Genomic DNA, 21,903 nt, shown 5'->3' with positions numbered 1-21,903 from the left:
ATGGAGGGAAGAAAGATATGTGGAAAATGACTTGGATACAATTGATGAACCGCTGGCGTAGCAACGTGTGGGTGTGCGTGGAGTTGCTGCTCGCCTTTTGTCTGGCGTGGTACATGGTGGATTACTTCTTCGTGGAGATCTATAACCGTAGTCTCCCCTCCGGACGTGACTATGCGAATGTCTGGCAGGTAGAAATGGGCCTCTTGCCGGAAACCTCCCCCGACTATCGAGCCGCCGAGAGTGACTCGATCGCCATGCTGGAAAATTATGAGCGGATAAAAGACCGCTTGCGTGATTATCCGGGAGTGCAGGCGATGGGCGCGGCCTCGGGCTGTTACTCCACGCCTTATACGGGCTGTTATTACGGTATCGGTTTGGCGAACGCGGCCGATACGAGCAAGCGGGAAGCGGTCATGAGGTATGAGATGGATCCTACCACGGATTTCCTGTCGGTCTTCAACCATTCGTACGCCAAAGACGGCTGTCCGGTATCTACATCCGATTTTGATTGGGGAGACCCCCGCGCTATAGTAACCACCCGGATGGTGGAGCGAAAGGTATTTGGAGAGGCATCCGCCGTTGGGCGTGAGGTGAAAGACCCTTTCGACGAGGAGGGCCCGACTTATATCGTAAAGGGCGTATTAGAGGATATCAAGCGTTTTGACAATAGCCTACCCCAAGGTGCCGCCTTCTTGGCGATCCGTCCCTCGGCGGAGGAGATCCCCGAGATGAATTATTTCATACGGATCGATCCTGCCGTGGCTGGTCCTCGTTTCGCCGATACGTTCCGGGAGAAGATGAGCCGTGAGCTTCGGGTGGGGAACTTCTACCTGAAACGCCTGACTTCCTATGACCGGATCAAGGCCGATACCGATTATTCCTTTGGCGTTACCTACGATTACCGGGTCCGTATGGCGTTGATGGCCTTCTTGGGACTGAATATCCTGCTTTGCGTGATGGGTACGTTCTGGTACCGGGTGCGGATGCGCCGGGGAGAGATCGGGTTGCGCATGGCGATCGGTTCGCCCCGCGAAGAGATACGTAGCCAGATGGCTCGTGAGGGCATATGTCTGTTACTCATGGCTACCCCGCTCGCCTTGTTGATAGAGGCTCAATTCGTGATGGTCGGCTTCTTGGACATCCCCAAAGGGACCTTGCCGGAGCATTACTGGCCGGCGATCCTGCCGCTCCGTTTCTTGCTGGTGAATATCTTGACATGGATACTGCTGGCTATCGTCATCCTGCTCGCCGTCTGGCTCCCCGCCAGCAAGGCCGCCGAGATGGAGCCGGCCGAGGCGCTGCGGTATGACGGATAACATATAATGCCCCGTCTCCCACCGACTGAATCGTATAATTAAATCAAATGAATATGTACAAGATCTATCTAAAACAAGCCTGGGCCTTATTGAAAGAGAACAAGCTCCTTTCCGGAGTCTCTATCTTCGGTACGGCCTTGGCGATTTGCATGATCATGGTGATCGTGATCGTATGGCAGATGCGTACCGCCAATTACTCACCGGAAGACTATCGGGACCGGATGATGTACGTCAGTGATACCCGTGCCTCCTACAAAGAGAACGAATCTTATAACGACTGCTACTTTCTTGCTTCCCGTGTGGTGAAAGATTGTTTCTATCCCTTGCGCTCTGCCGAGAAGGTAGGCATGGCCTATCATGGCGTGCAACGCTTGGCGGCAGTGGCGGATCATACGGTGGAGTTCAAGTGCGACGTGACCTTTACGGATGCGGCGTTCTGGAATGTCTTCAACTTTCGTTTCCTCTCCGGTAAGCCTTATGGCGAGGAAGAAGTACAAAGTGGCATCATGGATGCTGTGGTAAGCGAGTCCGTGGCACGCCGGTTGTATGGCACGACCGAGGTTGTAGGCCGTACCGTCGAGATCAGCTACGTGCCCTATACCATCCGTGCCGTCGTGCGGGATGTCTCCCTGCTAGCCGAGTCTGCCTATGGCGATGTCTGGTTGCCTTATACCACCGACAATTCCCTGTATGATAATGGTTCCGACCGTCTCGTCGGGGGCTTCCGTTGTTATATCCTCGCAAGTTCGTCCGCCGACTTTGATGCGATCCACTCCGAGGCTGAGGCGAATATCGCTCGCCTTAACGAATCGCAAAGCACGCACCTACTGAAAATTGGAGGAGGACCTGATACCCATTTGGGCGATTTGGCTCGCGAGGATGCTTTCTCTGAGCCGAATGTACGGGAACTGGTCATGAAATATGTTATCATCGTTCTTGTCCTTTTGCTGATCCCTGCCATCAACATGAGCGGTATCACGCAAAGCCGGATGCGTAAACGTATGGCGGAGATCGGGGTGAGGAAGGCGTTCGGGGCGACACGCTCGGAATTACTGACGCAGGTACTCTACGAGAATCTGTTGCAGACCTTGCTGGGAGGTGTGTTAGGTCTGTTTTTCTCATACGCCTCCGTATTGCTCTTGTCCGATTGGTTGCTAGATACGGGCACGGCATCGATGGGTATCGGTCGCACCTTCGTCAATGCGGAGATGATGTTCAATCCATTGATCTTCCTTTATGCGTTCCTTGCTTGTCTTGCGTTGAACCTGCTGAGCGCCGGCATCCCGGCTTGGCGAGCCTCAAGGATGCGTATCATCTCGGCTCTCAACGAGAATGTTCATTAATCTCCCGCGTTGGATGATAGCTATACTAAAATAATAGAAAGATATGATACGACATTTATTACAATTGATCTGGAACCAGCGCAAGCAAAACGCTTGGTTGTGGGCTGAGTTATTGCTGGTCTCGGTCTTCCTTTGGTTCCTTGTGGACTACCTGTATGTGATGGGGCGCACGTATACGGCTCCTCTGGGCTTCGATATCCGGCATACGTACAGCATCGTGATCAGCAGCCTCTCGGAAAGAAGCCCGGATTATATCCCGAAGGAGAAGCGGGAGCGGCCGGATGGTGTTCATCTGCTGACGGCGTTGGATCGCATCCGCACCTATCCCGGCGTGGAATCGGCCTGCCTTACGGATGGGGGGATGCCTTATTATATGGGAAGCCGTAACCTCGTTTGGCGGATTGATACGTTGCAGGTGCCCTGCCGCTATGCTTTCGTCACCCCGGAGTTCTTCGACGTGTTCCGTATCTATGATAAGGACGGCAAGACGGCTTCCTTGAAACGGGCCATCGAGGATAACAACTCCATCGTAATCTCCGCCGACGTGGAGACGATGAATCCCGGCCTTTCCCTACTCGGGCAAAAGGCGTACCGGGGGAATGTGACCGACGAGATCGAGGAGACGATCCGTGGTATCAGCGTCCCCATCCGCCGTCATGAGTACACCAAGGCGGAACCCAACGTCTATAGGGCCCTGCGGCTAAGCCGGATGGAGGAAGGATACTATGAGGGGATGATAGATGCCGTGCGACTCTGCGTACGTGTCCGTCCGGATGTCGATAATGCTGATTTCCCCGCACGCTTCCGCAAGGATATGGCCGAACAGCTTCGGCTAGGCAACCTCTATCTGCTAGACGTACAGCCCTTGTCATATATTCGCAACGGTTATATCCGTTCGATCGGCGTAGAGAACGAGGTGAAAACCCGTGTGGCGGTAGCCTGCTTCCTATTGGCGAATATATTCCTCGGCATCATCGGTACCTTCTGGTTCCGTACGGAATATCGCAAAGGCGAGATGGGGCTTAGGATGGCCTTAGGCTCTACCCGCCGTCAGTTGAACTCGATCATGGTGGGAGAGGGTGTCCTATTGCTGGTCTTGGCGTTCATCCCGTCCTTACTCATCAGCTTCAACATCGCCCATATGGATTTGATAGATACCTATCAGCTTCCGTTCACGTGGCTGCGCTTTGCGATTTGCGGAGGGATTACGTTTGTCTTGATCGTCCTCATGATCATCTGTGGCGTATGGTATCCCGCCCGCTCGACAGCCCGCTTGGAGCCAGCGGAGGCGTTGCATTATGAATAAGAGTTAACTTACATATTTCACACATACACACAATTGAAAGCCCGGTCTTGTAGTGATACATGGCCGGGCTGTTTTCGTGCTTGGCAAAAATCCGCGAGTTAAAACGTCATTGACGCATATACCCCATAATGCCCGTCTCCCGCTACCGGGCTGATAGACAGGTTATGTTTCTTCGCGAACGGACGGGTAAAGATATAGGCGCTACCGGCGCCGATAACGGCTCCCGCCGCCACGTCCCACCAATCATGCTTCTTTCCATAGACCCGGCTCCAACCCACGTAGGTAGACACGGCATAAGCCGGAATACCCCATTTCCATCCATAACGCCTTTGGATAAAAGCGGCTCCCGCGAAGGATACGGAGGTATGCATGGATGGGAACGAATGATTATCGCTGAAGTCGGGCCGCTCTTTCTTCACTAGGTATTTCAGCGCATAGGTTACGCCCAATGTCGTAACCCCGGTGAATACGCCTTGTTTCAGCCCTTGCCAGTCTTGGGTTGCCAATACGGTTGCTAGACTCGCCACCGGAGTGATAAACACCAATACGTCTCCCGAGGTCCGTACGGCTTTCCGGCTACCGGTCACCTTCAATTCTTGTCCGTTAACGGACAGGCATAGCATGAGCATTGTAATTGCGAAAAGGATATGTCTCATAGATTTAAAATATAGTTGCTATTTTAGGTATAAAAATGACGAACCCGACGATCGCTGCCGCTATCGCCATCAATAATACAGCTCCCGCCGCCAAGTCTTTCGTTCGCTTGATAGCCTCATTATACTCAGGGGAGACCAAATCTGCTAGGGCCTCGATGGATGAATTGACCGCCTCGGCAGCTAATACCGCCCCGATCACGATCGTTACTGCGATCCATTCCATGCGGGAAAGTCCAAATACCATTCCGGCGATAAGTACGCAAACTGCCGCGAAACAATGGATCCAAGCGTTATGCTCCTTCGTGATCAATAGCTTGATTCCGTTGAAAGCGAATTTAAAGCTTCTGGCTCTCTTTCGAAATGTGAAACCGTCATTCTTCATTTTTATAGCATCTCTTATTGAGGAGGGCAAATATAGGTATTTTTTGCCTTTATCGCATATCCTGACGAACAAACAGGATATTCACCTTTCATATTCCGCAATTCGTCAAGATTATTTGTTGGTTTTTATCTGGAACGATAACTTCGTTGATTAAAAAAGTGCCCGTGATACGAGCATAGATCAAAGTAAAAGAATAAATTTATGGCTTGAAATCAGATATGAAGATAAAATATAACTTTCTAAGTCCGTTGCTAATGGCGATATTGGCGATCTGTTGCCTGTGGATTGTTACGGATGTCGCTTATGGTGTCCGCATGTGGGAACTGGGAGTGGACGCATGGATCGGGCGTATCAAGGCCCTTGCTATTATATTGATCGGCGTTAGCTTATCTTATTTGTTTTTTAATTACTTGGCTAATACTTTTTTAGATAGGAATAAAGAGCGGAGGTCCCGCCCGGTGTTCCGGGAATATCTATGGGTGGTCTTGTTTAATTTAGTCGTGCTCAATATCGGCTTATATATCGTGATCTATTCTATAAATGGAACGACCTATCGGTGGGGAGAGGCGTTAATGATCAATGCGGTAGCTGTGCCGATCTTTCTCCTATACTATTTCTTGATCCGTAATAATATATTAGCCAAACGCTATTCGGAGAAAATCGTCCAATTGGAGAAAATGAAAGTAGATCAATTGGAAACGCAATTGAAGCTGCTGAAGATGCAATACCATCCCCATTTCCTGTTTAATGCCTTGAATACGATCTATTTCTTGATTGATGAGGAAAATGAGGAAGCGATTGAGGCTGTAGAGTTACTTTCGGACTTACTCCGTTATCAATTATATGATATAAATACGAAAGTGACGATCGAAGAGGAGATTGATTATTTGCGAACATATATTCAATTCCAGCGACTTCGTATGACGAAACGCTTACAGTTCGAGGAGTCCTTTGACCCGGAATTGACCGGACAAAAAATACATCCGTTGCTTTTCCTTCCATTATTGGAGAATGCGTTTAAATATGTGGGCGAAGCGTATTGGATACAAGTATCTATGCGGAAAGAGAGGTCAAAGGTCTGCTTTGGAGTAAGCAATACTTTCAATCCGGACTCCTTGGAACAAAGAAAGGGGAAAGGCATTGGGATCGACAATCTGAGAAAACGATTGGAGCTATTGTACCCGGATAAACATGAGCTACGTATAAAAAAAGACAATACCCGTTTTAGGGTTGAGTTATGTATTGATTTATCAGAATAATATGGAAATAAAGTGTATCATAACGGATGATGAGCCAATCGCCAGAAAAGGACTTCGGCGACACATCGGTAAAATTGATTTTCTGACCATCGTCGGAGAATGTGAGGACGCTATACAACTCAATAATATGCTGAATTCGGTTCAAGCGGATTTGCTTTTTCTGGATATAGAGATGCCGGATATGTCTGGACTGGACTTTTTGGAGAGTGCTCAGAACGCTCCTAAGGTAATTATCACCTCGGCATACGAGCGGTATGCGTTGAGAGGATATGAGTTTGACGTGGTGGACTATTTATTGAAACCAATCTCTTTTTCCCGTTTCCTGAAATCGGTCAATAAAGCACATGCGTTGATGGAATCTACATCGAAAAGCGAGGAGCCTGCTTATATCTTTGTCAAGACGGAGAAGCAACTTAAAAGGCTTTATTTAAAGGAGATTCAATTTATAGAGGGCATGGAGAACTATATTGTTATCCATGCCCTCACTTCCAAAGAGATCGTTCATCTCCGGTTGAAGAGTATATTGGAAACGTTGCCGGCACAAATTTTTATGCAAGTGCACCGCTCTTTCATCGTGAATCTTTCTTATGTACAAGCGATAGAAGGAAATCTATTAATCATTGGGGAGCATAAAATACCGGTGTCGCGCCCTTTACGGGAAGAGGTCTATAAATCGATCGTCAATAATCAACTCATTCAAAGATAAGTATCCAAAAACGGACACACTGTTCATTATCGAACACTTTAAATATTCCTATTTGTCGGATTATCAATAGTATATGTTTTTGGCATGCCTTTTGCCTTAGGCAGGATAAAAAAACTTATACTAAGATGAGAAGGATCTATATAGCGATGTGTTGTCTGTGGGCGGGGATTTCGGGAGTATGTGCCCAAGACAATACGAATAAAGTTCGAATAACCCTGCGGCAAGCGATCCAGATCGCACAGCTTCAATCCGTAGACGCTGCCGTGGCGCTCAATGAGTTGCGAACGGCCTATTGGGAATTCCGTACGCATCGGGCGGATCAGTTGCCGGAAGTGATATTTACGGGGACTCTGCCTTCATATAGCAAGCAATACTCGAAGTACCAGCAATCGGATGGTTCTTATACCTATGTGCAAAACAATGCCTTAGGCTTAAATGGAGAGATCTCTATCGCCCAGAACATAGCCTTGACCGGAGGTAAGATCGCCTTGAATACCTCTTTGGATTTTACCCGTCAGCTAGGTAGTGGCGCTTACAACGAGTTTATGAGCGTACCTGTTAGTTTGACATTGACGCAACCGATCTTCGGCGTGAATGACCAAAAATGGAAACGTCGTATCGAGCCTGTTCGTTACCAAGAGGCTAAGGCCGCTTATATGGAGAACGTGGAGAATGTAACGATCGCTACCATCACGAATTACTTCAACTTACTGTTGGCGGAAGATAATCTGGATATCTGTAATCAGAACTTGTTGAACGCCAATAAACTCTATGACATAGCGGTAGCGAAGCGTAAGATCGGGCATATCTCGGAGAGCGAGTTGATGCGTTTGAAACAGTCGGCCTTGCAAGCGAAAGGTAAGCTAACCGAGGCTCAATCCAATTATAACGCGATGATGTTCAAGCTCCGTTCCTTTTTAGGGATGAGCGAGCAAGACGTGATCGAGCCTGTTCTTCCCGAGGCGATAGAAGGGGTCCGTATGGATTATCAGGCGGTATTGGAGAAGGCTCAAGAAAATAACTCGTTCTCAAAGAATATCATGCGCCGTCAGTTGGAAGCGGATTATGATGTGGCGACCGCCAAGGGAAACCGTCGAAGTATTAACCTGTTTGCCTCCGTGGGTTATACCGGTAAGGATGTGTCCATGCGAGGAGCTTACAACCCGTTGAAAGATAACCAGATCGTAGAGGTCGGGCTTTCGATTCCTATCTTGGACTGGGGAAAACGAAAAGGTAAGGTAAAAGTAGCCGAATCGAATCGGGATGTCGTACTTTCCAAGATCCGTCAGGAGCAAATGGATTTCAATCAAGATATCTTCCTCTTGGTGGAGAATTTCAACAATCAGGCCGCTCAATTGGAGATAGCCGCCGAGGTGGACACGTTGGCGGAAAAGCGCTACAAGACCTCGATCGAGACTTTCATGATCGGAAAGATCGATATCCTAGACTTGAATGACGCCCAGAGTTCGAAGGATGATGCGAAGCAAAAGCATATCCAAGAACTGTATTATTACTGGCGTTATTTTTATAACATCCGTAGTATAACATTGTATGATTTCTTGAATAATCGTACATTAGATGCCGATTTCGAGGAAATCGTGAAACGATAAATTGATTATATGATACTGATAATAGATGATGATGCGGCTGTTCGTTCCTCGCTTACATTCCTGCTAAAACGTGCGGGTTTCCGGTCGGAGGCGGTTCCGGGGCCGAAGGAGGCCTTGGAGGTGGTCCGTGCCACGGCGCCGGAGCTGATCTTGATGGATATGAACTTCACGCTGACTACCACGGGCGAGGAGGGGATTCAATTATTGAGACAGGTGAAGATCTTTCGTCCCGATGTACCTGTGATCTTGATGACCGCTTGGGGATCGATCTCTTTGGCAGTGCAGGGAATGCAAGCCGGAGCCTTCGATTTTATCACGAAGCCTTGGAATAACTTGGTATTATTGAAATCGATCCGGACCGCCTTGGAATTGAGCGAGCAGAAGAAAGAGACAAACGCTCCCTTGAACCGTTCGGATGCCGACCATAAATTTCATTTTGATAAGATCGTGGGGCAAAGTGCCGCTTTGATGGATATATTGGGGACGGTCTCGCGTATCGCCCCGACAAATGCCTCTGTTTTGATTACCGGCGAGAGCGGTACGGGTAAAGAGCTGATAGCGGAAGCGATCCATGCGAATAGCCCCCGGTCGAAAGAGGCTTTCGTAAAGGTAAACCTAGGCGGACTATCCCAGAGTCTTTTTGAAAGCGAGATGTTCGGACATAAGAAGGGGGCTTTTACGGACGCATACATGGATCGGGTAGGACGTTTCGAGATGGCGAACAAAGGTACGATCTTCTTGGATGAGATCGGCGATTTAGAACTGTCTTGCCAAGTAAAGCTACTTCGGGTATTGCAAGACCAGACCTTTGAGGTCTTGGGGGATAGCCGCCCCCGGAAGGTGGATATACGGGTCGTAAGCGCTACGAACCGGGATTTACGATCGATGGTGGCGGACCGTACGTTCCGTGAGGATCTTTTTTACCGGATCAATTTGATCACGGTGCATTTACCCGCCTTGCGTGAGCGAAGGGAGGATATCCCATTGCTGGCCCGATATTTCGCGGATAAGCAATCGGAGGTCAATGGGCTACCGAGGGTGGAGTTCTCATCGGATGCCCAGACCTATTTAAGCCGTCTTCCTTTTCTCGGTAATATCCGTGAGTTGAAGAACTTGGTGGAGCGGACGATCCTTGTGTCGGGTAAGACGCTTTTGGATGCCGCTGATTTCGAGGTTCATTGCATGAATACATCCGGCTCTAAATCAACGATTCCGTCTTCTTTGGAGGGCTTGACCTTGGATGAGTTGGAGAAGCAAACCATCTTACGCTCCTTGGAAGCGCATGGAGGTAATTTATCGCATGTCGCTACGGCACTGGGAATCAGTCGTGCCGCATTGTACCGGAGATTAGAGAAATACGGAATCCCGATCGATAAATAAGAAGAGGCGAGGATGAGGCTGAAAGGACTATTCTGGATATTGACGACGCTACTGTTGACTATATTGGCGGTGGTGACTTATTATGTCTTTTATACGTCTTCTATCCGGATGTTTTTCGCGCTAGAAGCCTTGGTCTTGCTTACGATCATCTATTTATTTGTCTTTTATCGCCGTATCATAAAGCCCTTGCATATCATCGGTAACGGTATGGAGTTGTTGAAAGAGCAAGACTTTAGTTCCCGCTTGGGAAAGGTCGGGCAAACGGAGGCGGACCGGGTGGTCGATGTGTTTAATAAGATGATGGAGCAGTTGAAGAATGAGCGTTTGCACCTCCGGGAGCAAAACCATTTCTTGGACTTGCTGGTCAACGCCTCTCCGATGGGAGTGATCATCTTGAACTTGGATGAGGAGATTCTATCCATGAACCCGGCCGCGTGTAAATTGTTTGGTGCGCAAAGCTCGGAGGATATGGTGGGAAAACGTTTTCTTCAACTAGATTCTCCCTTGGCGGAAGAATTGGTACGGGTTCCGATGTATCAAGCGCAAACCGTCCGGCTGAACGACGCTAATATTTATAAATGTACGCATTCCTCATTCGTAGACCGGGGTTTTCACCACCAATTTTATTTGATAGAGACGTTGACCCAAGAGGTGTTCAAGGCCGAGAAGAAGGCGTATGAGAAGGTGATACGTATGATCTCTCATGAGGTGAATAATACGACCGCGGGTATCACCTCTACCTTGGATACGTTGGAGTCTACTTTCAGCGGGATGGAAGATATGGAGGATGTCTGCGAGGTTTTGCGGGTCTCCATAGAACGCTGCTATAGCATGAGCCATTTTATCACCAATTTCGCTGATGTGGTGCGTATACCCGAGCCCCAAAGTCGTCCGCAAGAATTGAACCAAGTGGTGTCCGCTTGTAAACGCTTTATGGAGACGGTTTGCCAGAACCGGAATATCGAGATTGTTATGGATCTGAGCGAGGAATCTCCAGTCGTGAATTTGGATAATTCATTATTCGAGCAAGTCTTGGTCAATATTATCAAGAATGCCGCCGAATCCATCGAGCGAGATGGAAAGATTTATATCCGGACGACTGTGCGTCCCACCTGCTTGGAGATAGCCGATACGGGCAAGGGCATCGACAAGGAAACGGAAACTAAACTATTCAGTCCGTTCTTCTCTACGAAACCGAACGGACAAGGTATCGGCTTGATCTTTATCCGTGAGGTACTGTTAAAACATGATTGCCGATTCTCTCTCCGCTCTTACGCGGATGGATTGACAAGGTTTAAGATTTGGTTTAGTTGAAATAATCCCTTTATTGTTTAAGGTTTTTTTCTTGTAGGCTAAGACTGTATCCTTACAGATGTTAGCCTTTTTGTCTGCTTGTATTCATCATGCAACAGCCGTTGCATGATCATCTACCAACTGTTGCACGATCTTCTACCAGCCGTTGCATGATCGTCCAACAGTTGATAGATGATGGATGTCTCTAGAGGAAAAGTCTAAAGATAGGGATGGAAAGGACTAAAGGATACGGAGGTTTTGGGCAAGCTGTACTGGATTTTATACTATCTTTGGGCCGTATAACAAAGCAATAGAAATCTAATCTTGAATATCATGAAGAAAGTAGTATCTGTATTATTTATCCTTGCGATTATCGTATTTTCTGTATTAATGGTAAGCTATTCGAGTGATCAAAAGCCGGAGAAAGTTCTTCGCCATGTTGTTATGTTCGGTTTTAAGCCGGATGTGTCCGAGGCGCAGGTGAAAGAGGTTGAGGATGCCTTTTGTAAGTTGCCTTCTCAAATCGACTTGATCAAAGGATATGAGTGGGGAACGGATTGTAGTCCGGAGGGATTGCAACAGGGCTTGACTCATTGCTTTTTCTTGACTTTTCATTCGGATGCGGATCGGGACGCCTATTTGGTACATCCGGCGCATAAAGCGTTTGGCAAGGTGTTAGGAGGGAAGGCATCGGCGGTTACGGTGTTGGATTATTGGACGAAATAAAAAGAATGGGCGGGATGAATCGATGAGTCATCCCGCCCGTTTTTATATTCCTCAGTTACTTTATATTATAACCATTGATTCATGAACTGATCCATCTCTTCCGCATGGGCTTCTAGGCTTTGAAGTAGCTTGAATTGGGCTTTTGTGCGGATTAAGTTATGTTTCGGGCTATGGATCTTGTAATAGGTATCGCCGTTGATATAATCGGTTAAGAAACGAACGGTCTGCATATAAGTCAATAAGCGTCCACCGTAAGGTAGCAATTTGATCTCGGTAGGAGTTAAGAACGCCTTGGCTTTTTCCATATATCCACGGGTATAGGCTTTGAATATCTCCATATTAACGTTTACGTTATCCAGATTCTCATCGTCCTCGGCACCCGTATTGGCTCCGGTACGGATAAAGTCGCCGATATCGGAAAGGACGAAACCCGGCATCACGGTGTCCAAGTCGATCACGCAAAGCACCTTGTCGTTATCAGCGTCAAACATCATATTGTTAACTTTTGTATCGCAATGGTTCGTGCGTTTCTTCAATTGGCCCTCACGGTACAGGCGTTCTTGAATGCACATCGCTTCGGCACGTTTCTCGATCTCCTCTACCAAATCTTTCACCTCTTCCAACCGGCCTGCCGGATTAGCGGCTACAGCCTCATGGAATTGTCGCAAGCGGAACTCCATATTATGGAAATCCGGGATGGTCTCGCCCAGCGTACCCTCGGGTATATCGGACAACATGGTCTGGAAATCACCGAACGCTTTGCCAGCCTCATAAGAAAGCTCAGGAGTTACTTCCTCATAGCTTTTGCTGCGAGGGATGAATAGGCATACCCGCCAATAACTATCTCCGTCGAAATAATATTTTTTCCCGTCTTTAGTCGGCAAGAAGGTTAATACCTTACGGTCGATATCCGTTTCACCTTTTTCCTCCAGCTTCTTGCGGATATGAGTGGTAACCACATGGATGTTATTTTGCAGCATATCCACATTGGTGAAGATTAAATGGTTGATACGCTGTAGCACGTATTTGATCTCCCCTTTCTCGTTGGTCACTTTCAATGTATCATTAATGTGTCCGTTTCCGAATGGTTCAGCGGAAACTACTTTCTCGTCCAACTGGAACTGGGCCAAGATGTTTAGTAATTGTTCTTTCGTTTTTGCCATGATATTTCATATGTTAACTCCGGCAAAGATACAAAAAAAGGCCACGATACAAATCGTGACCTTTTTTTATTTCTTAAAGAAAGAAATCTTATTTCTTGTTACGGTTACCATAACGGCTCATGAACTTATCAACACGTCCGGCTGTATCGACCAACTTAGACTTACCAGTGTAGAACGGGTGAGAAGTGTTAGAGATCTCGACCTTTACCAACGGATAAGTTACGCCGTCGATCTCGATCGTCTCTTTAGCGTTAATAGTAGAACGAGTGATGAATACATCATCGTTTGACATGTCCTTAAATACTACAGGACGATAATTTTCAGGATGAATACCTTTTTTCATTGCTTTATTATCTATTTTAATTTATACTCTGTATATATTTGGTAACCGGTATTTTGGCTTGCAAAGGTAAGGGTTTGCCACAAACAAACAAAGAAAATCGTATTATTTTTTTCAAGAGCGTTGATTTTGTGTTATTTTATATGCTTTGAAGCATCATTTGTCGTGAATCTTGATTATCTTTGTGCAAGTTTTTAATCATTAACGTAATAACATAATAACAACTATGGTAAATTACAAAGATTTGGGCTTGGTGAACACAAAAGAAATGTTCGCTAAGGCTATCAAGGGCGGATATGCTATTCCTGCTTTCAACTTCAATAACATGGAACAGATGCAGGCTATCATCAAGGCTGCTGTAGAGACAAAATCTCCGGTTATTTTGCAAGTTTCAAAGGGCGCTCGCCAGTACGCAAACGCTACTTTGCTTCGTTACATGGCACAGGGTGCTGTTGAATATGCTAAGGAATTAGGTTGCCCGAATCCTCAGATCGTTCTTCACTTAGACCATGGTGATACGTTTGAGACTTGCAAGAGCTGTATCGACTCTGGCTTCTCATCTGTAATGATCGACGGTTCTCACCTTCCTTATGAAGAGAACATCGCTTTGACTAAGAAAGTTGTTGAGTACGCTCATCAATTCGATGTAACTGTAGAAGGCGAGCTTGGTGTATTGGCAGGTGTTGAGGATGAGGTTTCTTCAGACCACCACACTTATACCAATCCTGAGGAAGTTATCGACTTCGCTACTCGTACGGGCTGCGATTCTTTGGCTATCTCAATCGGTACTTCTCACGGTGCTTATAAGTTCACTCCGGAGCAATGTACGATCGACCCTGTTACAGGTAAGATGGTTCCTCCTCCATTGGCATTCGATGTTTTGGACGCTGTTATGGAGAAACTTCCGGGATTCCCTATCGTTCTTCACGGTTCTTCTTCTGTTCCTCAGGAAGAGGTTGAGACTATCAACAAATTCGGTGGCGCTTTGAAGGCTGCTATCGGTATTCCTGAAGAGTGGTTGCGTAAGGCTGCTAAATCTTCTGTATGTAAGATCAATATCGACTCAGACTCTCGTTTGGCGATGACTGCCGCTATCCGCAAGACTTTCGCTGAGAAACCGGCTGAATTCGATCCTCGTAAATATCTGGGCCCGGCTCGTGATAACATGGAGAAACTTTACAAACACAAGATTATCAACGTTCTTGGTTCTAACGACAAGTTATAATCGGAACATAAGATTCTTTCTATATAAAAGAAGGCCATCTCGGAAACGGGATGGCCTTTTTGCGTTAAGGGGGGTGACATGATACAGATTTACTTCACACGCAATTAACAATTAAAAGAACGTGTGTAAGATGTCAAACAAAGCAAGAGAACGTAAAAGTTACAGCCAGGATTTCAAGCTCCGTATGCTGAAGGAGTATTATGAGAGTGGCTCAACCAAGTACAGCCTATGTAAGAAATATTCGGTTGATTACGTGACATTCAGTCGCTGGGAAGGTTATTTTGAGTCAAAAACGCTATCTTTACCGTCCGATCTGACAGAGTTAGAGCATCAGGTATATATGGCACGAAAGAAATCCGAATCATCCAAGGCGACCGGTCCCCAAACGGAGAGCGAGAGGCTCCGGGAGGAGAACTTGCGCCTACGCAAGGCGTTGGCCTACTCTGAGTTGCGCAATGAGGCTCTGCATGAGCTTCTTAAGATCGGGCGGGAACAATATGGCATCGACCTGCTAAAAAAAGCTGGCGCCAAGCGGTAGACAACCTTCGGCTCAGGCATCCCAAGGAATCGATCGGTAGCCTGAGCGGGCTGTTTGGCAAGACTAGAGAAGGTTATTACTCCGTGAGCAAGGAGAAACGCATACGCAGGGAATTGTCAGAGAAAGAGATACTTGACACCGTGAGGGATATCCGGCATGAGGCTCCGGGCATCGGGGCGTACAAGCTGTACCTGATGCTCAAGGAACTCTATCCGGACGGGATGCGTGGCCGGGACTGGTTTTACGGGCTGCTGCACAAGTCGCAGCTGATGCTGAAGCCCGGGAAGCGCCGTCACACGACAAGCTCCAACCATCCTTACAGGAAGTACAAGAACATGATCAAGGAATTGACCGTCAACAGGATCAACCAATTGTGGGTGGCCGACATCACCTATATCGACACCGATGAGGGCGTGGCCTACCTGCATCTCCTGACGGACGCGTTCACGCATGAGATCATAGGCTGGGTCCTTTCCGACAGCCTAGTCGCCTCCAATACCGTGACAGCTCTGGACATGGGTATCTCGCACGTGTCACCCCTGGGGGTCGATGGACTGATCCACCACTCCGACCGCAGCGTTCAATATTGTTGTAATCAATATATTGATCGTCTACAGGCCATTAAAGCCACGATCAGCATGACGGAGGACTACAAGCCTACCGACAACGCGATCGCCGAGCGGGTCAACGGCATCATCAAGCAGGAATGGCTCTACAGGATGAAACGCCCCCCGGACGTGGTGGTCGCAAGGGATTTGTTGGCGAGGATCATAGACTTCTACAACAATAGGAGACCGCATAGGAGCAACAGGGACATGCTCCCACCTGTCAGGTTCCGAGAAGCTCTGACTTGTATGTGATCGCTCAATGGAGGCTTTGCGCCTCCAGCCGCAAGGCTTCCTCCGCAGTGGTTTTTTCATGGTTGTTTTGCATGGAAAAAGAAAAACGGTATTTTTGCCGCTGTGAACCGGTTTAGGAAACAACTTTCAACCCTGTGAAGTTTTTCAGGAGAAGGTTCTCTAAGATGTGAAGTACCTTAGAAAATAACAGTAAAATCTGTGAAGTAAATTTAGGCATAGTCAAAGTACTTTAGAAAATAACATAATATATACTTACTTGGCCATAGAAGATATACTGCAAGTGCCCATGGATATGTACTTACTTCGCTTAGTAAGTATATCCTTGAGAAAAGAATATTAATTTTTTTGTTAATTTTTTTTACTTTTTCTTGTTGGTTCGATGTTTTTTTTATATATTGCCATCGTGATTACCGTTACATCTGTTTAATACGTCTTTTTTTAATTTAGTCCCTCTAGAGAAAGAAACTATCCGGCTGATATGGAAACTTTATGAAGAAAAGATTTCAGGTGTTTTTTACAGACTCTTAAATTGATAGGCTTATGAAAAGGAACACATGGCTTATGCTGCTTACTTTTATCATGTTTTTATCCTGTGGCAGGCAAAAGGGCGATAATGAGCTGCTTCCCATCGTTAAGGAATGGTATGGGAAAGAGGTTAAATTCCCGGATCATCCCGTATTCACACTTTACGGCAAAGATACTGTGGACTACTCGATACCCCAGTCTCCCTATAAGGTGTTGGTGTATGTGGATTCCTCCGGTTGTGTGGACTGTAAACTGCAATTGCAGAAATGGCAGGAATTGATTAAGTATACTAATTCGATAAGCGATGGGGAAATCCCTTTTCTGTTTTTCTTTTTCCCGAAAGACTATAAGGAGTTGTGCCAATTCTTTAAAAGGGATCTGTTCGACTTGCCGGTCTGCATCGATTTTGATGGCGAGCTGAACAAGTTAAACGATTTCCCACCATTCCCCCAGTTCCATACCTTATTATTAGATAAAGACAATAAGGTCTTGGTGATCGGCAATCCTGTGCATAGTACGGAGATCCGAAGCCTGTATTTCAAGCAGCTGTCGGAGACCTACGATACAGCCAACGAAAAAGATGACAAATTGATAACAACGAGCGAGGTAAGCCCCATCAAGGCCGATTTGGGAACCTTGAAGGTAGGCGACAGCAAGAAACAGCTTTTCGAGGTAAAGAATACGGGCGACAAGCCGCTGGTTATCATTGCCACAAGCTCCACTTGCGGTTGCGCCTCGGTAGAATATCCGAAACAGCCCATTCCCCCGGGTGGAATCGCTACCGTGGAAGTCACGATGAATCCCAAGGATGTCGGCTTTTTCAATGAGATCATTCAGTTGAAATGCAATACGGAATATCCGGCAAAGCTTCGGATCCGAGGTAGAGCGGAATAAATAATCATCAGGTAAAGAAAGGAGAAGTTTGCCCTGCGCTTCGAAACACCTAGGCAAACTCTCCCCACTACCCCTTAAAAAGAAAGGAGGTGTACAAAGGTACGAAAAGTTATCGACCTATAAGTTAGGTTTTGGCAATTTCCATAAGTTTAATAGGCTTAGGAAGTGTGGATTATTTCCAATTAACAAATCAAAAACAAGAACATTATGCTTAATAAAATTTTAACAATAGGTAGCTTTGCGGCGATAGCAGCCGCTTTCGGGTTCAATAATACCGATAGTGCTAACGAGGAGGTTTCAGTTTCCGATCTTATGTCGGCTAACACTGAGGCGCTGGCTTACTGCCCGAATGGGTGTGTAGATGGTAGTGGTGGTTGTGATTGTAATGGCTGGCATAACTAGAAGGAATATGGAGGTTGATGGCAATAGTATTATGTTAGATATTAATATAATACTAGTATAGATGAGGGTGTGCCAAAATTACTGTATATCATAGAGAATTTGATCTGCTTTGTTTACAAAACTGTTTATCAGTGTAATACAAAAGCCTTAATTGATCTTGAGAGGACATGATAAAGAGTTTTGGCGCATTCTTATTCTATTATATATGGGAAAAATAAATAGAATAGATTTTATACACAAGAAAAGTATGAACAAAAAGATATATTTATTTCTGCTAATTATTATTTACTGGAGTTGCTTATCAAATTCAAAGTCAGAAAAATATCACAATAAAAAAAGCAATGTAATTAATATACGTAGTCAAATAAAAGAGATAATTATAGATGATTTACTTATCAATAATTATTCATGGTTGCAGATTATAGATAAGTATTTATTTATCAAGGATTACAAATCGGCAAATGAATTTATACATATTTTCAACAAAAACGACTTTGGATATATAACAAGTACGGCATTTAAAGGGCAAGGTCCAGGAGAGATTACAAATATAGGCCATATAGCAGAAGATAAAATGAATCGTAAATTTTACGTGTCAGATCATGGAAAAAACAAAATTTTTAGTTATGATATGGATAGCGTAATTACTGATCCATCTTATCTTCCTGTAGAAAAAACGAAAATGGGGGAGCAAACATTTCCTACTGAATATATATATATAAATGATACATTATCTATTGGTATGACTATACAACGTCTTGGTAATGGGAATTTCAAACCTATTGTTGGAAAATTCAATATGGAAACCAGCAAAATAACACCTATGAGTTATACTACTCATCCGGATGTTAAAAAGAAACGTGTTTGTTTTGATATCTCTATGGAACATGGTATCTATGTGGAGACTTATATCCCTCATGATTTGATGACAATATGTAATCTAGATGGAACATTAAAGTATAATGTATATGGAACTGAGTGGAGTACGGAAACGCATGGCATTGACTATTATGGACCTGTGGTATTTTGTAATAATAGAATAGTCGCTCTTTACTCTGGAAATAAATCTTTCACAAATGGAAAGACTAATTATCCCACAAAATTTGTAGTTTTCGATTTGGATGGTAATTATCTAAAGACATTGGAAACAGGATATCCTATCATTTCTTTTTGCTATGACAAGGATAATCACCGAATCTTAATGAGCATGAATGCAGATATACAGTTCGCCTATTTGGACTTAGGTAAATTACTAGATTAAAGAGCCATGACCCTATTATTCGACATATATCCGGCCATCGGCCACTTGAACGCAAGCTTCGCTCTTGCGAATCAGTGGCGGGAGAGACAGCATCGAGTTGTTTATTGTGCGGTAGAAGCCGGGCATAAGAAGCGGATAGAAGACAATGGATTTGAATGCGTCATGCTGGATTATCTTTTGGACTCCGACAAGCAAGAGCTGCGTGTAAAGGGTCTGCGTTTTATCTTGGAATGCGTAATCTCTGCGTTTACACAAGAAAGGGAACAGGCTTTTTCCCGGAGAGCGGCCGATTGGGAAAAAAAGATTGCGGAGCTGTCTCCCGATCGTGTCTATTTGGATGCCCAATGCGCCTTGCGCACGGCCTTGTATCATAAGCTGGAAATCCCTGTCGTATTAGTAGAGACGATGCCGCTATCCCTTTATGACCCTTGGGTTCCTCCTTTCACCTCCGGCCTGATCCCTAAGCAGACAGGCATATCCAGGCTGGGCATACGCTTGGCGTGGGAAAAGATCGTGATAGCGAGAAAGATCAGGAACCTGTTTTTTTCTATGCTGCTATGTAGACAAGACTATTTTTCTTTGTATAAGAGGCTTTTCTTAGAGTGTGGTTTCCCTTTTGAGGAGAAGATCGATTGGAGGCGGCCTTTTATAATAGGAATAAAAGAGAGTAAGATCCTCTCTATGAATCCCTCAAGCCTTGATTTTCCCCGTAAATATCCACCTAATTGCCAATATGCGCCCTCTAGAGTGGACTTGAATCGGGAGGATCCCATGCTCAACCGACGATATGCCCGAGTCATGGAGGAGGTTTGTTTACAGAAGCAGCAGCGCCCGGATACCAAGATCATCTATTGTTTCTCGAGTACCGTTATGGGGTTTGAAAAACGATCTAAGATCATTTTCATGAAAATAAGGGATATTTGCTTACGAAATCCTCAATTCGTTTTCATACTATCTGTAGGAAAGTATCATAATACCTCTTATTTACTCCCTTGTCCGTCCAATCTATATGTGTTCCAACAGGTACCCCAGTTGCACTTGCTTTCATACTGCGACTTGATGATCACGTCTGGCGGGATGAATAGTATCGCGGAATGTATCGAAAAGGAGGTACCCATGCTTGTATGCCCCTTATCATTAAAATCGGATCAATTAGGAAACTCAGCGCGGGTGGTCTATCACGGTTTGGGGTTGAGGGCACGTATTAAGTTGGACTCTTCACGAACAATCGAGAAGAGAATCGTCCAACTGTTTGAGAATTATGCTACTTTCAAACGAAATCTTTCCATGATGCGAACAAAGATCTTGGCGGAAAGTACGGCTATAAATACAGAGGTAATATGAAATCACTCCGCTTTATACGAAAGACATTTGTGTATCGGGATATTCCATCTTCCGGGGTGATGTGTCTGCTATCAATCATAAGATACCATAAAGGAGCTGTAGATTCCGCCCGTTTATTGCCTGCCTGCCAGTCAACAGACGGAAGAACCTTTCTATCCGATTTGGCGAACGTGGCGGAAACGGTGGGATTACGTACGCAAACCGGAGCGTCTACCTTGTCGAACTTGAAAAAATTCCCCCATCCGGTCATCTTACATATAAGGAATGATTGGGGAGCGTATGACTTCGCTGTGTGTTATGGCTTTCATGGAAGATTCTTTTTGGTGGGCGTGCCTAATTGGGGATTGATGGAATTTAGGGAAATGGAGATGGAGGTGTTATGGGAATCTCGTGTGCTACTGTATTTGGAACCTACGGGTGCTTTTAAAAGGAAATCGTTCTTGTAAGATGAAGAAAAATGAGAAAATAGATCTTGTTTACAAGCTCTGCCGATATGTGGTCGATACGCTATTTTGGGGCTGTATGGTCGTGGCCTTATTCGTGGTTATGCAAATATTCCTCTTCTCGTCCTTTAAGATCCCGAGCAATTCCATGGAACCCGGACTGATAGCGGGAGACTATGTGCTGGTGAACAAGCTGATTCCTGGAGCCCGTTTGTTCAACGTTTTCGCTTCTTTGCGTGGCGAGCAGGTTCAGATCGTTCGTCTACCGGGGCTAAGAGAGATAAGGAGAAATGACGTGGTCGTGTTTAATTATCCGTACCCTAACGATTCGGACAAGATAGGGATGCATATGATGAAATATTACATTAAACGTTGTCTGGGGTTGCCGGGTGATAGTCTATCTATCGTAAATGGTTATTATAGAGTCAATGGGATATTTGAACCCGTAGGGAATATCGAGGGACAAGAACTATTTTCCGTCCAGAGTAACAAAATGCTGAAAGATGCCGGGTTATATTGGAGTTTTCCGAAAGACAGCTTGATAAGTTGGAACGTGAAAAACTTCGGCCCGCTGTATCTCCCAAGGAAAGGGGATGTGATTGATATGAATCGTGAGAACATCAGTATCTATCGTAAGCTGATAGAATGGGAGACCGGCCAAAAGCTTGATCCCCGGATCGTGAGCTACACCTTCCAAAAGAATTACTATTTCGTGGCAGGGGACCGGATCGAGGACTCGCAAGACTCTCGTTATTGGGGCTTGTTGCCTGAAGAATTTATCGTGGGAAAGGCCACCTTTATATGGAGATCCATGAATCCGCAGACAAGGGGGGTACGATGGGATCGTATTTGTAGCCGTATAGAATAACTTGGCGAATAATAATCAAATTGGGGAAAAGTCTTCTTTTTATTGTATAGGTGTGTGCCAAAA

Annotated in this window: 21 protein-coding genes; 17 read left to right on the top strand and 4 right to left on the bottom strand. The window is 45.7% G+C overall.

The genetic code is table 11. The features are described from left to right. Positions 1–17 precede the first annotated feature (17 nt). Genes ACYIA1_RS10410 through ACYIA1_RS10400 form a run of 3 tightly spaced genes read left to right on the top strand, consistent with a single transcriptional unit; the run spans position 18 to position 3,965 of the window. Entirely contained in the window at positions 18–1,316 is a 1,299-nt protein-coding gene (locus tag ACYIA1_RS10410) for an FtsX-like permease family protein (RefSeq protein ID WP_480335202.1), read from the top strand. 53 nt (positions 1,317–1,369) lie between these two features. Further along, entirely contained in the window at positions 1,370–2,659 is a 1,290-nt protein-coding gene (locus tag ACYIA1_RS10405) for an ABC transporter permease (RefSeq protein WP_480335200.1), read from the top strand. A 43-nt stretch (positions 2,660–2,702) separates the two neighbouring features. Then, on the top strand, positions 2,703–3,965 hold the full coding sequence (locus ACYIA1_RS10400) for an ABC transporter permease (protein ID WP_121961827.1): 1,263 nt from the start codon (positions 2,703–2,705) through the stop codon (positions 3,963–3,965). Positions 3,966–4,063: 98 nt separating this feature from the next. Here the strand turns inward: ACYIA1_RS10400 and ACYIA1_RS10395 are convergent, their stop codons facing one another. Together ACYIA1_RS10395 and ACYIA1_RS10390 are read right to left on the bottom strand one after the other, a co-directional pair. Next, a complete protein-coding gene (locus tag ACYIA1_RS10395; RefSeq protein WP_005854688.1) occupies positions 4,064–4,621 on the bottom strand; it encodes a phosphatase PAP2 family protein in 558 nt (185 codons plus the stop codon). A gap of 4 nt (positions 4,622–4,625) precedes the next feature. Further along, positions 4,626–5,003 (bottom strand): diacylglycerol kinase family protein, encoded by a 378-nt coding sequence (locus ACYIA1_RS10390; protein WP_005864789.1) that lies wholly within the window; start codon positions 5,001–5,003, stop codon positions 4,626–4,628. Positions 5,004–5,221: 218 nt separating this feature from the next. Here ACYIA1_RS10390 and ACYIA1_RS10385 point away from each other — a divergent pair, with 218 nt between their 5' ends. From ACYIA1_RS10385 to ACYIA1_RS10360, 6 genes are all read left to right on the top strand, one after another. Further along, positions 5,222–6,262 carry a sensor histidine kinase gene (locus ACYIA1_RS10385; RefSeq protein ID WP_008778169.1) on the top strand — a complete coding sequence of 347 codons (1,041 nt, stop codon included), beginning with the start codon at positions 5,222–5,224 and terminating at the stop codon, positions 6,260–6,262. Position 6,263: 1 nt separating this feature from the next. After that, positions 6,264–6,968, top strand: a complete 705-nt coding sequence (locus tag ACYIA1_RS10380) for a LytR/AlgR family response regulator transcription factor (protein ID WP_349194886.1) — start codon at positions 6,264–6,266, stop codon at positions 6,966–6,968. Between the two features lie 125 nt (positions 6,969–7,093). Beyond that, a complete protein-coding gene (locus ACYIA1_RS10375) occupies positions 7,094–8,578 on the top strand; it encodes a TolC family protein (protein WP_048927625.1) in 1,485 nt (494 codons plus the stop codon). Positions 8,579–8,587: 9 nt separating this feature from the next. After that, the gene (locus tag ACYIA1_RS10370) at positions 8,588–9,958 is read left to right on the top strand and encodes a sigma-54-dependent transcriptional regulator (RefSeq protein WP_048927626.1); all 1,371 of its coding nucleotides are present in this window, start codon (positions 8,588–8,590) and stop codon (positions 9,956–9,958) included. A gap of 12 nt (positions 9,959–9,970) precedes the next feature. Then, on the top strand, positions 9,971–11,272 hold the full coding sequence (locus ACYIA1_RS10365; protein ID WP_480335195.1) for a sensor histidine kinase: 1,302 nt from the start codon (positions 9,971–9,973) through the stop codon (positions 11,270–11,272). Positions 11,273–11,584: 312 nt separating this feature from the next. Beyond that, entirely contained in the window at positions 11,585–11,977 is a 393-nt protein-coding gene (locus ACYIA1_RS10360; RefSeq protein WP_005854703.1) for a Dabb family protein, read from the top strand. Between the two features lie 65 nt (positions 11,978–12,042). On the opposite strand, the gene ACYIA1_RS10355 is transcribed toward ACYIA1_RS10360, so the two are convergent. Beyond that, positions 12,043–13,140 (bottom strand): phosphotransferase enzyme family protein, encoded by a 1,098-nt coding sequence (locus tag ACYIA1_RS10355; protein WP_122382516.1) that lies wholly within the window; start codon positions 13,138–13,140, stop codon positions 12,043–12,045. 88 nt (positions 13,141–13,228) lie between these two features. After that, positions 13,229–13,483 carry a type B 50S ribosomal protein L31 gene (locus ACYIA1_RS10350; RefSeq protein WP_005854707.1) on the bottom strand — a complete coding sequence of 85 codons (255 nt, stop codon included), beginning with the start codon at positions 13,481–13,483 and terminating at the stop codon, positions 13,229–13,231. A 223-nt stretch (positions 13,484–13,706) separates the two neighbouring features. Here ACYIA1_RS10350 and ACYIA1_RS10345 point away from each other — a divergent pair, with 223 nt between their 5' ends. From ACYIA1_RS10345 to lepB, 8 genes are all read left to right on the top strand, one after another. Next, complete coding sequence (locus tag ACYIA1_RS10345) at positions 13,707–14,705, top strand: class II fructose-bisphosphate aldolase (RefSeq protein WP_005854709.1); 999 nt, start codon at positions 13,707–13,709, stop codon at positions 14,703–14,705. Between the two features lie 130 nt (positions 14,706–14,835). Continuing rightward, positions 14,836–15,243: a transposase gene (locus tag ACYIA1_RS10340; protein WP_195283813.1), complete on the top strand. Its 408-nt coding sequence runs from the start codon at positions 14,836–14,838 to the stop codon at positions 15,241–15,243. Beyond that, positions 15,201–16,103, top strand: a complete 903-nt coding sequence (locus ACYIA1_RS10335; RefSeq protein WP_480336318.1) for an IS3 family transposase — start codon at positions 15,201–15,203, stop codon at positions 16,101–16,103. The genes ACYIA1_RS10340 and ACYIA1_RS10335 overlap by 43 nt, the downstream gene beginning before the upstream one ends. Before the next feature lie 540 nt (positions 16,104–16,643). Then, complete coding sequence (locus ACYIA1_RS10330) at positions 16,644–17,522, top strand: DUF1573 domain-containing protein (protein WP_034531973.1); 879 nt, start codon at positions 16,644–16,646, stop codon at positions 17,520–17,522. Between the two features lie 649 nt (positions 17,523–18,171). Further along, positions 18,172–19,185 carry a 6-bladed beta-propeller gene (locus ACYIA1_RS10325; protein WP_057326709.1) on the top strand — a complete coding sequence of 338 codons (1,014 nt, stop codon included), beginning with the start codon at positions 18,172–18,174 and terminating at the stop codon, positions 19,183–19,185. A gap of 6 nt (positions 19,186–19,191) precedes the next feature. Then, on the top strand, positions 19,192–20,529 hold the full coding sequence (locus tag ACYIA1_RS10320) for a glycosyltransferase (RefSeq protein ID WP_057326673.1): 1,338 nt from the start codon (positions 19,192–19,194) through the stop codon (positions 20,527–20,529). Further along, the gene (locus tag ACYIA1_RS10315; RefSeq protein WP_036613051.1) at positions 20,526–20,975 is read left to right on the top strand and encodes a cysteine peptidase family C39 domain-containing protein; all 450 of its coding nucleotides are present in this window, start codon (positions 20,526–20,528) and stop codon (positions 20,973–20,975) included. Before ACYIA1_RS10320 ends, ACYIA1_RS10315 begins: the two co-directional genes overlap by 4 nt. A gap of 1 nt (position 20,976) precedes the next feature. After that, positions 20,977–21,840, top strand: a complete 864-nt coding sequence (gene lepB, locus ACYIA1_RS10310) for a signal peptidase I (RefSeq protein WP_048927632.1) — start codon at positions 20,977–20,979, stop codon at positions 21,838–21,840. Positions 21,841–21,903 lie beyond the last annotated feature (63 nt).

The organism is Parabacteroides sp. KHUB-02 (assembly GCF_056640955.1).
Note: the sequence above shows the minus strand (reverse complement) of the source record. Positions and strands in the feature narration are given on the sequence as shown.

What these genes read in the sequence shown, in the direction of transcription:
- ACYIA1_RS10410 (WP_480335202.1), top strand. Translation starts at nt 18, where the DNA reads ATGTGGAAAATGACTTGGATACAATTGATGAACCGCTGGCGTAGCAAC.
- ACYIA1_RS10405 (WP_480335200.1), top strand. Translation starts at nt 1,370, where the DNA reads ATGTACAAGATCTATCTAAAACAAGCCTGGGCCTTATTGAAAGAGAAC.
- ACYIA1_RS10400 (WP_121961827.1), top strand. Translation starts at nt 2,703, where the DNA reads ATGATACGACATTTATTACAATTGATCTGGAACCAGCGCAAGCAAAAC.
- ACYIA1_RS10395 (WP_005854688.1), bottom strand. Translation starts at nt 4,621, where the DNA reads ATGAGACATATCCTTTTCGCAATTACAATGCTCATGCTATGCCTGTCC.
- ACYIA1_RS10390 (WP_005864789.1), bottom strand. Translation starts at nt 5,003, where the DNA reads ATGAAGAATGACGGTTTCACATTTCGAAAGAGAGCCAGAAGCTTTAAA.
- ACYIA1_RS10385 (WP_008778169.1), top strand. Translation starts at nt 5,222, where the DNA reads ATGAAGATAAAATATAACTTTCTAAGTCCGTTGCTAATGGCGATATTG.
- ACYIA1_RS10380 (WP_349194886.1), top strand. Translation starts at nt 6,264, where the DNA reads ATGGAAATAAAGTGTATCATAACGGATGATGAGCCAATCGCCAGAAAA.
- ACYIA1_RS10375 (WP_048927625.1), top strand. Translation starts at nt 7,094, where the DNA reads ATGAGAAGGATCTATATAGCGATGTGTTGTCTGTGGGCGGGGATTTCG.
- ACYIA1_RS10370 (WP_048927626.1), top strand. Translation starts at nt 8,588, where the DNA reads ATGATACTGATAATAGATGATGATGCGGCTGTTCGTTCCTCGCTTACA.
- ACYIA1_RS10365 (WP_480335195.1), top strand. Translation starts at nt 9,971, where the DNA reads ATGAGGCTGAAAGGACTATTCTGGATATTGACGACGCTACTGTTGACT.
- ACYIA1_RS10360 (WP_005854703.1), top strand. Translation starts at nt 11,585, where the DNA reads ATGAAGAAAGTAGTATCTGTATTATTTATCCTTGCGATTATCGTATTT.
- ACYIA1_RS10355 (WP_122382516.1), bottom strand. Translation starts at nt 13,140, where the DNA reads ATGGCAAAAACGAAAGAACAATTACTAAACATCTTGGCCCAGTTCCAG.
- ACYIA1_RS10350 (WP_005854707.1), bottom strand. Translation starts at nt 13,483, where the DNA reads ATGAAAAAAGGTATTCATCCTGAAAATTATCGTCCTGTAGTATTTAAG.
- ACYIA1_RS10345 (WP_005854709.1), top strand. Translation starts at nt 13,707, where the DNA reads ATGGTAAATTACAAAGATTTGGGCTTGGTGAACACAAAAGAAATGTTC.
- ACYIA1_RS10340 (WP_195283813.1), top strand. Translation starts at nt 14,836, where the DNA reads ATGTCAAACAAAGCAAGAGAACGTAAAAGTTACAGCCAGGATTTCAAG.
- ACYIA1_RS10330 (WP_034531973.1), top strand. Translation starts at nt 16,644, where the DNA reads ATGAAAAGGAACACATGGCTTATGCTGCTTACTTTTATCATGTTTTTA.
- ACYIA1_RS10325 (WP_057326709.1), top strand. Translation starts at nt 18,172, where the DNA reads ATGAACAAAAAGATATATTTATTTCTGCTAATTATTATTTACTGGAGT.
- ACYIA1_RS10320 (WP_057326673.1), top strand. Translation starts at nt 19,192, where the DNA reads ATGACCCTATTATTCGACATATATCCGGCCATCGGCCACTTGAACGCA.
- ACYIA1_RS10315 (WP_036613051.1), top strand. Translation starts at nt 20,526, where the DNA reads ATGAAATCACTCCGCTTTATACGAAAGACATTTGTGTATCGGGATATT.
- lepB (WP_048927632.1), top strand. Translation starts at nt 20,977, where the DNA reads ATGAAGAAAAATGAGAAAATAGATCTTGTTTACAAGCTCTGCCGATAT.